This window comes from Austwickia sp. (genome assembly GCA_016699675.1).
In the GTDB taxonomy this organism is placed as follows: Bacteria; Actinomycetota; Actinomycetes; order Actinomycetales; family Dermatophilaceae; genus Austwickia.
In genome coordinates this window covers 413,254-428,285 of record CP064985.1, presented here as the reverse complement: position 1 = coordinate 428,285, position 15,032 = coordinate 413,254, and the positions used below count along the sequence as shown (strand labels likewise).

Here is a 15,032-nt window from a genome sequence, read left to right as displayed (position 1 = left end):
CTGGGCGGTGCTCACGACGGGCTGCCTTCCTGCAGAACCTTTTCGGGATGGGTGTCGGCGTCGGCGGGGTCGTAGAGCTCGTTGATCCAGAACAGCGTGAGCATCTCGTCGGTGCCCACGTTGGTGATGGCGTGGGTCCACAGCGTGGGCATGTCGACGGCGGTGGGTGTCTCGCCGTGGACCGGGATCTCGATGATCTCCGCGGGATCCCCGGCGAGCTTGCGGAGCCGGATCAGGCCGGTGCCGCGCACCACCACGAACCGTTCGATCTTGCGGAAGTGCACGTGGTCGCCGCGGGTCACGCCGGGGACCGTGGTGGAGAACGAGCTCTGCCCCTGCCCCCCGTGTTGCCGCAGCACCTCAACGAACGCGCCGCGGTGGTCGGCCTGCGGGGTCAGCGCGAACGAGCGGGCGCCCTGGTCCCACATCGCCGCCCGCAGGACGTTGAACAGCCGGACGTCGACCGCGTCGTGCAGCGCGGGGATCTGGCCGTGGCGATAGACCTCGTGGAACGCCGCCAGCCGCTCGGCCACCCACGAGATGCGCAGCGGGGTCACCGCCGTCGGCCGGATCAGCGGCGGCGGGTCGGGCTCGGCCGCGGCCGCGAGCAGGTCGGCGACGGCGTCCTGCACGTGCAGCAGCGGGATCTCGCGGTCGCCACTCACCTGCGGTTCCTCGCCCGCGGCGATGCGGTGCGCGAACGTCGCGACGAACGAGTTGTACGCCGGGCGCCCGTGCTCCCCATACAGATTCGGCAGCCGCACCTCGGCGCACAGCACGCCCGCCCGCTCGGCGTACGCCGCGAGCTTCTCGGCGGCCAGCCGCTTGCCGACGCCGTACGGCGACTCGGCCGCCCCGGTCATGTCGGCCTGGAGGGACCCGGCGACGACGAGACGGGCGCGGCAGCCGGTGGCCTCGTACGCCGCGATGAGCCGGTCGGCCAGGGCGATGTTGCCGTCCCGCACCTCGCTCTGGTCGTCGCTCGAGGCGCGGTTGATCCCCGCGAGGTGCAGCACCGCGTCGCCGGGACCGAGCTCGCGCAGCGCCTCCTCCACGGCCTGGCCGGCGAACGCCGTACGGTCGATGGGGATCGCCTCGACGCCGTCGAGGGCGGCGACCCTTGCCCGCGTGTGCCAGCCGAGGAACCCCGCCGCCCCCGTCACCACCAGCCGCATCACAGGCCCGCCACGATCTGCTGCATCTCCGGCAGCGTCATGAGCATGGCCTTGGTGCCCGCCACATCGAGCCGCTCGGTGTTCTCGCTGGTGTAGTCGGTCAGCTGGGCCACGGCCTCGGTGCCCTCCTCGAAGTACTGCTCGTACTGCATCGACCGCGCGTCCACCGGAACGCGGTAGTAATCGCCGTGGTCGTCCGCCTTGACCATCTCCTCGCGGGACAGCAGCGTCTCGTGCAGCTTCTCCCCGTGCCGGGACCCGATGACGCGGATCGGGTGGTCCGGGTGGCCGAGCAGGTCGGCCACGGCCCGGGCCAACATCTCCACGGTGGAGGCCGGCGCCTTGCGCACGAACAGGTCGCCCGGCTGCGCGTGCTCGAAGGCGTAGCGCACCAGGTCCACCGACTCCTCCAGGCTCATGAGGAAGCGGGTCATGCTCGGCTCGGTGATCGTCAGCGGCTTGCCCGACATGACCTGCTGCACGAAGAGGGGGATGACGGAGCCGCGGGAATACATGACGTTGCCGTAGCGGGTCACGCTGATCGTGGTTGCGCTGTTGGGCTGCTGCCGCGCGAAGGCCTGGGCGGTCTTCTCCATGAGGGCCTTGGTCATGCCCATGGCGTTGACCGGGTAGACGGCCTTGTCCGTGGATAGGCAGACCACCGAGCGAACGCCCGCTGCTGCGGCGGCCTCGATGACGTGGTGGCTGCCGAGGACGTTGGTCTTGACCGCCTGCTGCGGGAAGAACTCGCAGCTCGGCACCTGCTTGAGGGCCGCCGCGTGGAAGACGTAGTCGGCCCCCACGAACGCCTTCGCCACCGACTCGGCGTCCCGGACGTCGCCGAGGAAGAACCGCAGCCGCGGGTCGCCGAACCGCAACCGCATGTCGTGCTGCTTCGCCTCGTCCCGGGAGAAGACGTGCACCGCGCCGACGCCGTCGGCGAGCAGGTGCCGGGCCATCGTGGCGCCGAACGAGCCCGTCCCCCCGGTGATGGCAACGGTCGCGCCGGACAGGGTGGTCATCGGTCCTCCCGGACTCGGGTCGGGTCGACGGCGTCCTCGCCGCCCTCCAGCGGACTGCCGCTCGCGGCGACCGGGGACACGGCGTTGGCCGGCGTCACCGTGTCCGGTTCCGTGCCCAGCGCGGCGCCGCGCATCCACGCGTAGGCCGAGACCGCGTCGTGCAGGCCGGTCCGGTGCACGAGCGCCGGGGACAGGCCGGGCACGTCGACGGCGTCGATGAGGGGGTGCGCGGTCTCGCGGCGGGGGTCGGCGTCGGAGAACAGGTCCTCGCCCAGCTTCTCGCCCGGGCGCAGGCCGGTGAAGACGATCTTGACGTCCTTCTTGCCGGACGCGCGGATGAGGTTGCGGGCCACCTCGAGGATCTTGACCTGCTCGCCCATCTCCAGCACCATCACCTCGCCGTCGTGGCCGATGGCGCCCGCCTGCAGCACGAGCTGGCAGGCCTCGGGGATCAGCATGAAGTAGCGCTGCACCTCCGGGTGGGTCACCGTGACCGGCCCACCGGCCGCGATCTGGGCGGTGAAGGCGTGCAGCATCGACCCGCGCGAGCCCAGCACATTGCCGAACCGCACGGAGACGTAGCGGCCGGGTTGCGTGTCGGCGAAGTGGGCCGTCAGCCGCTCGGTGCACCGCTTGCTGTAGCCGAGCGTCGACGTCGGGTCGGCCGCCTTGTCGGTGGAGACGTTGACGAAGGCCTCCACGCCCACGGCGGCCGCGGCCTCCAGCACGTTGAGCGTGCCCTGCACGTTGGTCTTCCAGGCCTCCAGCGGGAAGCTCTCCAACAGCGGCAGGTGCTTGAGCGCCGCCGCGTGGAAGACCACCTGCGGGCGGGCCTGTTCGAAGACCAGGCGCAGACCCTCCGGGTCGCGGATGTCCGCGAGCAGTACGTCGTCGCTGGCGAGCAGCCCCTGGCCGGTGAGGCTCATCTGCGTCGACTGCAGGCCCGACTCGTCTCGGTCGAGCAGGTAGATGCGCGCCGGCGCGAACTTGGCGAGCTGGCGGCACAGCTCCGACCCGATGGACCCCCCGGCCCCGGTCACGAGCACCCGGCGGCCCTGGATCTGCGCCGCGATGACCGTTGTGTCGAGGTGCACCGGCGGGCGGCTGAGCAGGTCCGTCAGGTCGAGATCGCGCAGGTCGCGCACCCCACCCGACGTACCGCCTCCGCTGCCGGCCGACTCGTCGAGCACGTCCGACAGGCTGGGCAGGATCTTGACCGTCAGTCCGGCCTGGTTGGCCCCCTCCGAGAGCTCGCGCAGGTCGGCCGAGGTGGCGTGGGGGGCGGCGACGATGAGCATCGTCGCTCCGACCGCCGCGGCGACCGGGGCCACGTCGGCCTTGCCGCCGCGCACGCCGATGCCCTCGATCTTCAGGCGAGCGCGTTCCTTGGTGTCGTCGAGGATGGCCACGGGCAGGATGCCGGCGTCCTGCTCGCGCAGGGCGCTCTTGATGAGTCGGCGGCCGGTGTCGCCCGCGCCGTACACGATCGCGCGTTCGGCCACGTCATTGCGGCCGCGGATCTCGTGGGTGCGGAAGGACCGGAACAGGATCCGCAGGCCGAACGCTCCCAGCAGCGCCCAGCCGCCGCCGATGACGGCGGCGGAACGGGGGTACGGCGCAGGGGGCCAGCCCACGAGCTGGATCGCCGCCGCCACCGCCGTCGTGGCGAGGAACGACCGCATGAGGTCGAAGGTCTCCTCGAAGCTGCCGCGGGCGTGGCTGACCCGGTACGGCCCGAGGAGCGTGCCCGAGACCACCTGCAGCAACCCGCAGAACACACCGAACAGCACCATGTAGCGCTTGACGCCGACCGGGAACGAGAAGTCGTGGCGCAGCCACACGGCCGCGACGACGGCGACCACCCAGACGAGCACATCGATCGCGGCCCACAGCCAGCGGCGGACGCGCGCGCGAGCCGTGGGCGACTGCGTCGACACGAATCCCTCCCTAGGCCTTCGATTGCGCACCCCAGCCTAGCTGGGCTCGCGCGAGGCCCTCGGCGGGCGCGCCCAGTCGGGCGGGTCCCGGACGGTCCCGGCCACTCGAGCCCTTCGGCAAGGCGAGCGCCCCACGCCGCCGCCGCGGGTTGTCGCTGCGTAGGCTGACGACCATGCTCGCCGTCTACTGCGAAAGCCAGTCGAAGACCGATCCGCTCGCGGGGCTCGTCGTGGGGGAGCGGCCTGAGCCGCAGGAGCGCCCCGGATGGACCGTGGTCGACCTGAAAGCGGCCACGCTCAACCACCACGACCTGTGGTCCCTGCAGGGGGTGGGCCTGCCCGCGGACCGTCTGCCGATGACCCTGGGCTGCGACGGCTCCGGCGTCACGCCCGACGGCCGCGAGGTGATCATGCACGCGGTGATCGCGAGCGAGGGCTGGAGCGGCGACGAGACCCTCGACCCGAAGCGGTCGCTGTTCTCCGAGGTGCACCAGGGGACGTTCTCCGAGAAGGTCCTCGTGCCGAACGCCAACCTCATCGACAAGCCGGCCGGGATGAGCTGGGAGGTCGCGGCTGCGCTGCCCACGGCGTGGCTCACGGCGTACCGGATGCTCTTCAGCAACGCCGATGTCACGCCCGGTTCGTTGGTGCTCGTGCAGGGCGCGGGCGGGGGCATCGCCACGGCCACGATCCAGCTCGGCGTCGCGGCGGGCCTGCGGGTCTGGGCGACGACGCGGTCGGAGGCGAAGCGGGCCGCGGCGCTGGAGCTGGGCGCCGAGGCGGTCTTCGAGTCCGGCGAGCGGCTGCCCGAGAAGGTCGACGCGGTGATTGAGTCGGTCGGCGCGGCCACCTGGTCGCACTCCGTCAACGTGCTCCGTCCCGGCGGCACCATCGTGATCACCGGCGCCACCAGCGGCGACAACCCCCCCAAGACGGAGCTGACCAAGATCTTCTTCCGTCAGCTGCGGGTCGTCGGTTCCACGATGGGCAACCGGCACGAACTGGAGCGCCTGACCCGGTTCGTGCAGACCCGCGGGATCGAGCCGCAGATCGAGACGGTCCTGCCGCTGGCGGAGGCACGACGCGGATTCGAGCTCATGCACGCCGGCGAGAACTTCGGCAAGATCGCCTTCACCGCGTGAGCGGCTCGAGTGACGTGGGCGGCGTCGCCGTGAGCGGGGAGACGCGTCCGATCCGGATCGGGCTGCAGCTGCAGCCCCAACACGCCGAGTACGCGGCGCTGAGGGACGCCGTCTCGCGCGCGGAGGACCTCGGCGTGGACGTGATCTTCACCTAGGATCACTTCTTCCCGCTCTCCGGCGATCCCGACGGCGCGCACTTCGAGGCCTGGACGACGCTGGCGGCGTGGGCCGAGCAGACCCACCGCGTCGACATCGGCGTGCTCGTGACCGGCAACTCGTATCGGAATCCCGACCTGCTCGCCGACATGGCGCGCACGGTCGACCACATCAGCGGCGGCCGACTGATCCTGGGGATCGGTTCGGGGTGGTTAGAGCGGGACTATGAGGCCTACGGCTACGACTTCGGCACGGTCGGCTCCCGCCTGGATGACCTCGGCGCGGCTCTGCCCCGCATCGAGGCCCGGTGGGAGGCCATGAACCCGCCGCCCACGCGACCCATCCCCGTGCTGATCGGCGGTGGCGGCGAACGCAAGACGCTTCCGCTCGTCGCGCGGCACGCGCACGTGTGGCATTCGTTCGATCAAGCGGAATTGCCCCGCAAGCTGGAGGTGCTGCGCGGACACTGCGCGGCCATTGGTCGCGACATGGGTGAGATCGAGGTGTCCATCGGCGTCGGCGGCCTCGGCCGCGAGGGTCGCCAACCCGCGGCACCGGAGATCGAGGGGGAGCCCCTGCTCCGGCACGGCGCGACCCTGTTCACGATGGGCGTGGGCGGGCCGCACTACGACCTCGACTTCGTGGCGCCCTGGCTGACCTGGCGCGACGCCCACAACGCCGGCCGTCGGGCCTGATCGCTCCGCGCTCGGCGCCGGGCGCGACCCCGGCCTGACCCCCACGGCGCGACGGTCGCGAAATGGGCCGAGGCTCGGGAAATATCGGGGGGCGTCGGCCCATTTCGCGCGTGTGACCAAGTGATGCCGAGACCAAGGGCTCCGTCAGGGACTGCCGGGCAGCTCGCGGCGCAGGGACACCGACCCGGACCGCGTGCGCGCCTTGATCACCAGCGCCCGGTCACCCTCGCCGCGATGCACCGTTCCGCGCCGACCCTGGGCCGCGCCGGTGCCCTCGTCCCCGCCAGGTTCCGCAGGGCCTTCGCCTGGTACGTCGTGTGCCGGGCCGGACAGGTCGGGTTCTGCGCCGTCTGCGTCGCGTTCCGCGCCGGGTGCGTTGTCTGTCTCGCCGGATAGGTCGGGTTCTGCGCCGGGTACCTCAGGCGCGGCCACGTCCCCCGCGCCCGCGCCGGGGCCAGGGCCAGGGCCAGGGCGCTCGCGAGGATCATCGCCGTCCGGGAGTACCACCGCACCGTCGATGGACACCGCCCCGCGGGGAGCGGACGCCGTGAGGTCATAACCGGCCCCGCGCGGGGCCCGCACGTCCAGGGAACCCCCGGCCGTCGTCGACGTCACCAGGCAGTTCGACACCGCAAGGTCCAGAGACAGCCGCCCGGAAACCGTCGCCAGCCCGGCCGCCCGCAGCTCTGCCCCCTGCACCGCCACCCCGCCCGTGGCCGTCTTGACCTTGAGCTGGCCAGCCAGGTGCGTGGCCTGGACGGCGCCGGCCCCGGTGGTCACGTCCGTCACCCCGCTCACGTCCCGCAGGGTCACCGCGCCGCTCACCGTGGTGATGGCGAGAGCGGCCGTCAGGCCCTCGACGTACACCGCCGCCGTCGCCGTCCGCACTGTCACCGCGGCACCCGCCGGCACCACCAGGGCGAGCCGCGTGGCCGGCAAGGCCAGAGCCGAGACGGCGCGGCGCAGCGCGGCCCAGAGCTGTTCGCCGGGCTCTCGATGTTCGACCCGGAGCGCACCTTCGACCCAGGACACCGACAGCGGCGGCCCGGAGACCTCGTGGACCTCCACGCGGGCGGGCTCGTCGGCGCCGCACGGCAGGACCGCGAGGTCACCGCCGCCCAGCCACACCGTCACCGACGAGATCTTCTGCGGGCAGGTCAGGATTTCCGCGCCGGACACCCGGCGTACGTCGTCCATCCCGCCTCCCGGCGTCACCTCGCCCCCGGCGCCACGCCAGCCTCCTCAGGGCGCGATCTGCAGCCAGTGCTCCCAGCCGCCGTGCAGCACCAGCCAGGCGAGCAGCCCATAGCCGGCCTGGCCGGGATGGCGCTGGTCCGAGGAGGCACCCAACTCCTGGAGCCACTGGTCGTGCTCGAGGAGGGGGTAGTAGCAGTCGACGTAGGGGACGCTGCGCCGCCCGCACACGTCGGATTGGGCCTCGACCAGCGACTCGAGGCGGCGGTTGAACTCCGGGTCCAGCGTCGGCGGGGGGCCGACGACGAACGTCGAGATGCCCCTCGCCGTCGCGTCGTCCAGCATGTTCGCGATGTTGAGCCGCGACCGCGCGATCGTGAGGTCCTGATCGAGGTCGGCCTGGCCGATGCCGACGACGAGCCGCCGCTCGCGCCGCTCGGCCCACCGGGGCATGCCCTCCGAGCGCCACCGGTTCAGCAGGTCGGCGGAGGATTGACCGCGGATGCCCAGGTTGTACGCCGTGAGATCCAGGTCGGGATGGGTGGTGCGGGCCACCACCCGGTTCACCCAGCCGAGCGCCTTGGGATCTCCGTAGCCGGCGACGAAGGAGTCGCCGACGAAGACCAGGCCGACGTCGCGGGGTCCGTCCGCCGCGAGGGCGTCTGCGCTGGCGATGAACTCCATGGGGGGCAGGCCCCCGTCGTTTGCCCTGCCGTTGTCGATGCTCACAGCCCTCTTCAGTCCTCGTCCCAGCTCGTCGCGTCGTCTCGTCGTCTGCCGCTAGTCGTCGTCCTCCAGACGGGCGAGCCAGGTCGCGAGGCGCTCGATCGGGATCTCGAACTCGGGGTTGAGGTCGACGAACGTCCGCAACTGGTCGGCCAGCCAGTCCAGGGTGACTTCCTCTGCCCCGCGGCGGGCCGCCAGTTCCTCGATACCGCGGTCGGTGAAGTACACGGGAAGCATTCTGCCGCACGCGGGAGGCCGCCGGGGACACGGGCTTTCGCCCGGCCTCGGCGGCCTGCCCGCGCACCGATCACCGTCCTGCTCGCGCGGCGATCAGTGTCCTGCTCGGCGGCGATCAGTGTCCTGCTCGCGCCGCGATCAGCGGTCGAAAGCGTCGCGCAAGAGGGTGTCCCGCTCCCGGTCGTGCTGCTTGTGCGAGCCGGTCGACGGGGCCGCCGACTCGGGCCGCGAGACCACCCGGACCGGCCGCTCCTCGCCGGCGTCCGCGAGCAGCCCCGGCAGGTTGACGGCCATGAACGGCCAGGCGCCCTGGTTTTGCGGTTCGTCCTGGCACCAGACCAACTCGGCGTTCGGGTACGCCTTGACCGCCTCGGCGATCTCCCGCGCGGGCACCGGGTAGAGCTGCTCGACGCGCAGGATGGCCGTCGACCCGTCCTGGCGCTTGTCCCGCTCCGCCTCCAGGTCGTAGACGACCCGGGCGGAGGCGAGCAGCACCCGCGTCACCGCGTTGCCGTCGAGCGGGGCCTTGTCGCGCAGCACCGGCTCGAAGCGGCCCGTCGTGAAGTCCTCCACCGCGCTGGTGGCGGCCTTCAGCCGGAGCAGCTGCTTCGGCGTGAAGACGACCAGCGGCTTGCGCGGCCGCGCGTAGGCCTGGCGGCGCAGCAGGTGGAAATGGCTGGCCGGAGTGCTCGGGTAGGTCACGGTCATGTTGTCCTGGGCGCACAGCTGCAAGTAGCGCTCGATGCGGGCCGAGCTGTGGTCCGGGCCTTGGCCCTCATAGCCGTGCGGCAGGAGCAGCACCACCGAGCTGCGCTGGTTCCACTTCTGCTCCGAGCTGGAGATGAACTCATCCACGATGATCTGCGCGCCGTTGGCGAAGTCGCCGAACTGGGCCTCCCAGAGGACCAACGCGTCGGGTCGTTCCACCGAGTAGCCGTATTCGAAGCCCATCGTCGCGTACTCGCTCAGCAGCGAGTCGTACACCCAGAACCGGGCCTGGCCGTCGCCCAGGTAAAGCAGCGGCGTCCACTCCTTGCCGTTGGTCCGGTCGATGAGGACCGCGTGCCGCTGCACGAACGTGCCGCGCCGGGAGTCCTGGCCGGCCAGCCGCACCGGCGTACCCTCGCTCAGCAGCGACCCGAACGCGAGCAGCTCGCCCATGCCCCAGTCGACCCCGCCGTCGCGGGTCATCGCCCTACGCCGTTCGAGCATCTGCCGTAGCTTCTTGTGCGGCTCGAACGTCTCGGGCCAGCTGGTCCACAGGTCGCCGATCTTCTCCAACAGCTCCGTGCTGATGGCGGTCGAGTGGGTGCGGTGCGAGCGGATCTCGTCCTCGATCTGCGCCTCGGGCCGCTCCAGCCCGTCCATGATCGCGGCGTTGCTGGAGACGCTCGCGCTGTGCGTGCGCGTCGCCTCCTTGGTCTCGACGAAGACCTGCTCCAGCCGGCTCTGGTAGTCCTGCAGCGCGGCCTGGGCATCTTCGAGCGTGATGTCGCCACGGCCGACGAGCGACTCCGTGTAGAGCTTGCGAACGCTGCGCTTGGCCTCGATGAGCTTGTACATGAGGGGCTGCGTCATCGAGGGATCGTCGCCCTCGTTGTGGCCGCGGCGCCGGTAACAGATCATGTCGATCACGACGTCCTTGGCGAATTCCTGGCGGAACTCGTAGGCCAGCTCCGCGACCCGCACGCACGCCTCGGGGTCGTCGCCGTTGACGTGGAAGATCGGCGCCTGGATCGTGCGGGCGGGGTCGGTGGAGTACACCGAAGATCGCGAGCTCGACGGGGCGGTGGTGAAGCCGACCTGGTTGTTGACGACGACGTGGATGGTGCCGCCGGTGCGGTAGCCGCGCAGCTGGGACAGCTGCAGGGTCTCCAGGACCACGCCCTGTCCCGCGAACGCCGCGTCGCCGTGCATGAGGATCGGCAGGACGGTGAACTCCTCGCCGGCCTTGTTGATGCGGTCCTGCTTGGCCCGGACGATGCCCTCCAGGACCGGGTTGACGGCCTCCAGGTGACTGGGGTTGGCGGCGAGGTAGACCTTGGTCGTCTGGCCGTCCTCGGAGGAGAAGACTCCCTCCGTGCCCAGGTGGTACTTCACGTCGCCGCTGCCCTGGACGCTGCTGGGGTCCTGGGTGCCCTCGAACTCGCGGAAGATCTGGGCGTAGCTCTTGCCCGCGATGTTGGCCAGCACGTTCAGGCGACCGCGGTGCGGCATCCCGATGCAGACCTCGTCCATGCCGTCGGCCGCCGACCGCACCAGCACCCGGTCCAACAAGGCGATGACCGACTCGCCACCTTCCAGGCTGAACCGCTTCTGCCCGACGTACTTCGTCTGCAGGAACGTCTCGAAGGCCTCCGCCGCGTTCAGGCGCCGCAGGATGCGCATCTGCTCGTCGCGGCTGACCTTGGTCGCCTTGACCTCGACCTTCTCCTGGATCCAGTGCCGCTGCTCCGGGTCCTGGATGTGCATGAACTCCACGCCGATGGTGCGGCAGTAGCTGTCCTGGAGCACGTCCAGGATCTCCTTGAGCGTGGCCCGTTCCTTGCCGCCGAAGCCGCCGGTGGCCACCTCGCGGTCCAGGTCCCACAGGGTCAGGCCGTAGGTCTCCAGGTCGGTGTCCGGGTGCTTGCGCATCCGGTATTCCAGCGGGTCGGTGTCGGCGAGCAGGTGCCCGCGCACGCGGTAGGAGTGGATGATCTGCTGCACGCGGGCGGCCTTGCCCAGGTCGTCCTCGTGGTTGGACAGGACGTCGCGGGCCCAGCGCACCGGCTCGTACGGGATCCGCAGCGAGGTGTAGATGTCGTCGTAGAAGCCGTTCTCGCCGAGCAGCAGCGCGTGCACGATCTTGAGGAACTCGCCGCTGGTGGCGCCCTGGATGATGCGGTGGTCGTACGTGCTGGTCAGCGTGATGATCTTGCTGATGCCGTGCCGGGCGATGGTCTCCATCGAGCTGCCCTGCCACTCGGCCGGGTAGTCCAGCGCGCCCGCCCCGATGATCGCGCCCTGGCCCTGCATGAGCCGCGGTACGGACTGCACGGTGCCGATGCCGCCGGGGTTGGTCAGCGAGATCGTGGTGCCCGCGAAGTCGTCGACGGTGAGCTTGCCGGTGCGGGCCTTGCGCACGAGCTCCTCGTAGCCGTTCCAGAAGTGGAAGAAGTCCGTCTTCTCGGCGGCCTTGACCGACGGGACGACGAGGCTGCGGGTGCCGTCCGGCTTGGGCAGGTCGATCGCGAGCCCGAAGTTGATGTGCGCGGGCTGGATGAGCACCGGCTTGCCGGCGTCGTCGAGCTTGAAGTTGGCGTTCATGTCCGGCAGGACCTTGAGGGCCTGCACGATCGCGTAGCCGATGAGGTGCGTGAAGCTGATCTTGCCGCCGCGGGTGCGGCGCAGGTGCTGGTTGATCGCGGCGCGGTTGTCGATCATCGCCTTCGCCGGTACGGCGCGCACGCTGGTGGCCGTCGGTACGGCGAGCGAGGCGTCCATGTTCGTGACGATGCGAGCGGCCGGTCCCTTGATGGCCTTGACGACGTCCTGGTCGTCGGCCTTGGGGTTCTTCACCTGCGGGGTGTCGCGCGGGGTGGGTGCGGCCTTGGCGCCCGGCGCGGGGGCGGCGGGGCTGGTCTCGTCGCCGCCGGCGCTCGCGGCCTTGGACTCGGCACCGGTCGTGGCGGCGGCGGCGCGGTCGGGCGCGGGCTTGGTGGCGGCCTGGTCGCCCTCGCCGGCCTGCGGGGCGGCGGCGGCGTCGGCCTGCTTCTGCGCGGCGTGCTGCGCCGGGGGGTTGGGCGCGGCCGGCTGGGGCGTGGGGGCGGACCCCGTGCTCGCGGCCGCGGCCGGTGCCGGTGCGGGGGCGGGAGCCCGGCGTGGTCCGGGCTGCTGCCCGGCGGCGGGGGAGCCCTGCTGCGGCGCCGGTGGGGCTGCCGCGCTCGACGTACGAGAACTCGGTGCCGATCCGTTGCCGCCCTGCTTCCCCCGCGCCATGTAGCCGTCGAAGAACGGCCACCAGGCCTCATCGACGGCGTTCTTGTCCTCGAGGTACTGCTCGTACAGCTCATCGACCAGCCACTGATTCGGTCCGAAGCTGGTGGGGTCGCTCTGAGCGGGCAGCTGTGCCACGGCGTACTCGTCTCTCTCGCACGTCGCCGGGATCGGCCATCAACAGCGGCCAGCCGACGACTTCGCTGGTCCGCCGGTGCCAGGCTACCGTGCGAGGGATGCCTAAGGTGGGCTGGGTCACTCCCCGGCCCACCGCCCGAGGCTGCCGCCCGGGCCGGCCCCTTGCGGCCCACAACGGGAGGCGCGCGGCCGGGCGGGCGCGGGCTCTTCGTGGGTTGTCGGTAGGGCTCTCTAGGATGGCTCCACTATGACCGAGTGGCTCCTCGTCGGGGTGGGCGTCCTGCTGACGATCGGCACGGCACTGTTCGTCACCGCGGAATTCTCCCTGGTCGCGCTCGACCGATCGCGCGTGACGAGCGCGGCCGAGGCCGGCGACGCGGGGGCGCGCAGCGTGCTGGGCTCCCTGCGCACGCTGTCGACGCAGCTCTCCGCCGCCCAGGTCGGCATCACGCTGACCACGCTGGCGTTGGGCTACCTGGCGACGCCGTCGGTGGGGCAGTTGCTCGCGGGACCCGTGGCGCGGGCAGGCGTGCCGGCGGAGAGCGCCGCGGCCGTCGCGTCGCTGGTGGCCCTGATCGTGGCGACCCTGTTCTCCATGGTGTTCGGGGAGCTGGTGCCGCAGTTCCTGGGGATCTCCGAGCCGCTGCCGATGGCCAAGATCGTCGCCGCTCCCGTGCGCATGTTCGCGCTGGTGATGCGGCCCCTCATCATCGTGCTCAACGGGTCGGCGAACGCCATCCTGGAGTCGCTGGGCATCGAGCCGCAGGAGGAACTGTCGGCGGCCCGGACTCCGCAGGAGCTCGCCTCGATCGTGCGGCGCAGCGCGCAGGCGGGCACGCTCGATGAGGATCTCGCCGAGCGAATGACGCGCTCCCTGGACTTCGGCTCGCGGACGGCCGCGGACGTGATGACGCCTCGGGTGCGGTGCGTCTCGGTGGACCGTACGGCGACCGTCGCGGACGTCGTCGAGCTGGCGCGCCGCACCGGGCATTCGCGGTTCCCGGTGCTCGGCGACGACTGGGACGACGTCGACGGCATGGTGCACGTGAAGAAGGCGGTGGCCGTGCCGCACGAGCGCCGCGCCCGGGTGCCGGTGTCCGGGCTGATGACGCCGCCGACGTTCGTCCCGGAGACCATCGGGCTGGACCCGCTGTTGGTGTTGTTGCGGCGGGCAGGTCACCAGATCGCGATCGTCGTGGACGAATACGGCGGTACGTCGGGGGTGGTCACGCTCGAGGACGTCGTCGAGGAGCTGGTCGGCGAGGTGGCCGACGAGCACGACCGGACCCGCAGCACGGCCCGGCGGGACGCGCGGGGACGGTGGAGCGTCCCTGGGATGTGGCGGCCGGACGAGGTGCGGGAGAAGTTCGGCGCGGAGGTGCCGGACTCCGGGGCGTACGAGACCGTCGGCGGGTTCGTGATGGCCGTGCTGGGGCGCCTGCCCGCGGTCGGTGACGAGGTGCGCGTCCCGGGCTGGGTCGTTCGGGTCGAGGCCATGGAGGGCCGACGGGTGGATCGGGTGCGGTTCGTGCCGAGCGAGCCCCCGCCGACCGCCGAGAAGGAGCCGTCATGACGCCCGGGCTGGCGCTGGCGTTCTCGGTGCTCCTGCTCCTGGGCAACGCCTTCTTCGTCGCCGCCGAGTTCTCGGTGATGGCCGCCCGGCGCAGCCAGTTGGAGCCGCTGGCGGAGCAGGGTCGGCGCAGCGCGCAGCTCGCGCTGGAAGCCCTGGAGCGGGTGGCGTCACTCCTGGCGTGCGCCCAGCTGGGCATCACGGTGTGCTCGTTGCTGCTCGGCGCCCTGGCGGAGGAGGCCATCCACCACCTCATCGCCGGCCCCATCGACCGGATCGGGTTGCCGCCCGCCGCGGCGCACGCGGTCGGACTGGTGCTGGCGCTGCTCATCGTGGCCTATCTGCACGTGGTCATCGGGGAGATGGTGCCGAAGAACCTGGCCCTCGCCGGACCCGACCGGGCGGCGCTGTGGTTGGCGCCGGCGCTGCTCTATCTGACTCGGGCGTTGCGGCCGGTGATCCGGGTGCTGGAGTGGATCGCCAAGTCGCTCGTGCGGCTCCTGGGGGTGGAGCCCAAGGACGAGGTGACCAGCGCCTTCACCGCGCAGGAGGTCAACGCGATCGTGGCGGAGTCGGCCCGGGAGGGCCTGCTGGAGGAGCAACAGCAGCACCTGGCGCGGCGAGTGCTGGAGTTCAGCGACCGGGTGGCCGGCGACGTCGCCGTACCGCTGTCCGAGCTCGTCACGCTGCCCTTCGGGTGTACGCCGGACGACGTCGAGCGGCTGGTCGCCAAGCGCGGTTTCAGCCGCGTGCCCATCACACACACCTCGGGGGAGGTCGGCGGGTATGTGCACCTCAAGGACGTGCTGTACGCCGCCGATGACGAGCGGCACCTAGCCATCCCCGTCAAGCGGATCCGCCGGTTGGCCACCGTCGCGCCGGGCGACGAGGTCGAGGACGTGCTGGAGACGATGCAGGAGACGGGCTCGCACCTGGCCCGGGTCGTCGAGCCCGGGGGACGAGTGGTGGGCATCGTCTTCCTCGAGGACGTGCTCGAGGAGTTGGTCGGCGAGGTCACGGACTCCACGCAACGCGTCCCGGGGACTCGGCCGCATCGCTGAT

10 protein-coding genes and 1 pseudogene are annotated in these 15,032 nt (G+C 71.4%); 4 read left to right on the top strand and 7 right to left on the bottom strand.

The annotated features are described in order from the left end of the window. Nucleotides 1–11: 11 nt before the first annotated feature. The 3 genes from IPK37_01965 to IPK37_01955 are packed head-to-tail and all read right to left on the bottom strand — an operon-like array spanning nt 12 to nt 4,134. Nucleotides 12–1,175 (bottom strand): NAD-dependent epimerase/dehydratase family protein, encoded by a 1,164-nt coding sequence (locus tag IPK37_01965; GenBank protein ID QQS02608.1) that lies wholly within the window; start codon nt 1,173–1,175, stop codon nt 12–14. Continuing rightward, a complete protein-coding gene (locus IPK37_01960) occupies nt 1,175–2,197 on the bottom strand; it encodes a polysaccharide biosynthesis protein (protein ID QQS01268.1) in 1,023 nt (340 codons plus the stop codon). The genes IPK37_01965 and IPK37_01960 overlap by 1 nt, the downstream gene beginning before the upstream one ends. Beyond that, nucleotides 2,194–4,134, bottom strand: a complete 1,941-nt coding sequence (locus tag IPK37_01955) for a polysaccharide biosynthesis protein (protein QQS01267.1) — start codon at nt 4,132–4,134, stop codon at nt 2,194–2,196. Before IPK37_01955 ends, IPK37_01960 begins: the two co-directional genes overlap by 4 nt. 173 nt (nt 4,135–4,307) lie before the next feature. Here IPK37_01955 and IPK37_01950 point away from each other — a divergent pair, with 173 nt between their 5' ends. Further along, entirely contained in the window at nt 4,308–5,276 is a 969-nt protein-coding gene (locus IPK37_01950) for a zinc-binding dehydrogenase (GenBank protein QQS01266.1), read from the top strand. Between the two features lie 29 nt (nt 5,277–5,305). Next, nucleotides 5,306–6,127: pseudogene (locus IPK37_01945) on the top strand (LLM class F420-dependent oxidoreductase). Between the two features lie 144 nt (nt 6,128–6,271). Here IPK37_01945 and IPK37_01940 read toward each other — a convergent pair. The 4 genes from IPK37_01940 to IPK37_01925 form a co-directional block, all read right to left on the bottom strand. Beyond that, on the bottom strand, nt 6,272–7,324 hold the full coding sequence (locus IPK37_01940; GenBank protein ID QQS01265.1) for a DUF4097 family beta strand repeat protein: 1,053 nt from the start codon (nt 7,322–7,324) through the stop codon (nt 6,272–6,274). A gap of 45 nt (nt 7,325–7,369) precedes the next feature. Beyond that, a complete protein-coding gene (locus tag IPK37_01935) occupies nt 7,370–8,005 on the bottom strand; it encodes a G-D-S-L family lipolytic protein (GenBank protein QQS02607.1) in 636 nt (211 codons plus the stop codon). Nucleotides 8,006–8,101: 96 nt separating this feature from the next. Next, a complete protein-coding gene (locus tag IPK37_01930; protein QQS01264.1) occupies nt 8,102–8,275 on the bottom strand; it encodes a hypothetical protein in 174 nt (57 codons plus the stop codon). A gap of 147 nt (nt 8,276–8,422) precedes the next feature. Continuing rightward, nucleotides 8,423–12,400, bottom strand: coding sequence for a multifunctional oxoglutarate decarboxylase/oxoglutarate dehydrogenase thiamine pyrophosphate-binding subunit/dihydrolipoyllysine-residue succinyltransferase subunit (locus IPK37_01925; protein ID QQS01263.1), 3,978 nt, complete (start codon nt 12,398–12,400; stop codon nt 8,423–8,425). Between the two features lie 247 nt (nt 12,401–12,647). On the opposite strand from IPK37_01925, the gene IPK37_01920 reads away from it, so the two are divergent. After that, nucleotides 12,648–13,973, top strand: a complete 1,326-nt coding sequence (locus IPK37_01920) for an HlyC/CorC family transporter (GenBank protein ID QQS01262.1) — start codon at nt 12,648–12,650, stop codon at nt 13,971–13,973. Continuing rightward, on the top strand, nt 13,970–15,031 hold the full coding sequence (locus IPK37_01915; GenBank protein QQS01261.1) for an HlyC/CorC family transporter: 1,062 nt from the start codon (nt 13,970–13,972) through the stop codon (nt 15,029–15,031). The genes IPK37_01920 and IPK37_01915 overlap by 4 nt, the downstream gene beginning before the upstream one ends. Nucleotide 15,032: the final 1 nt, after the last annotated feature.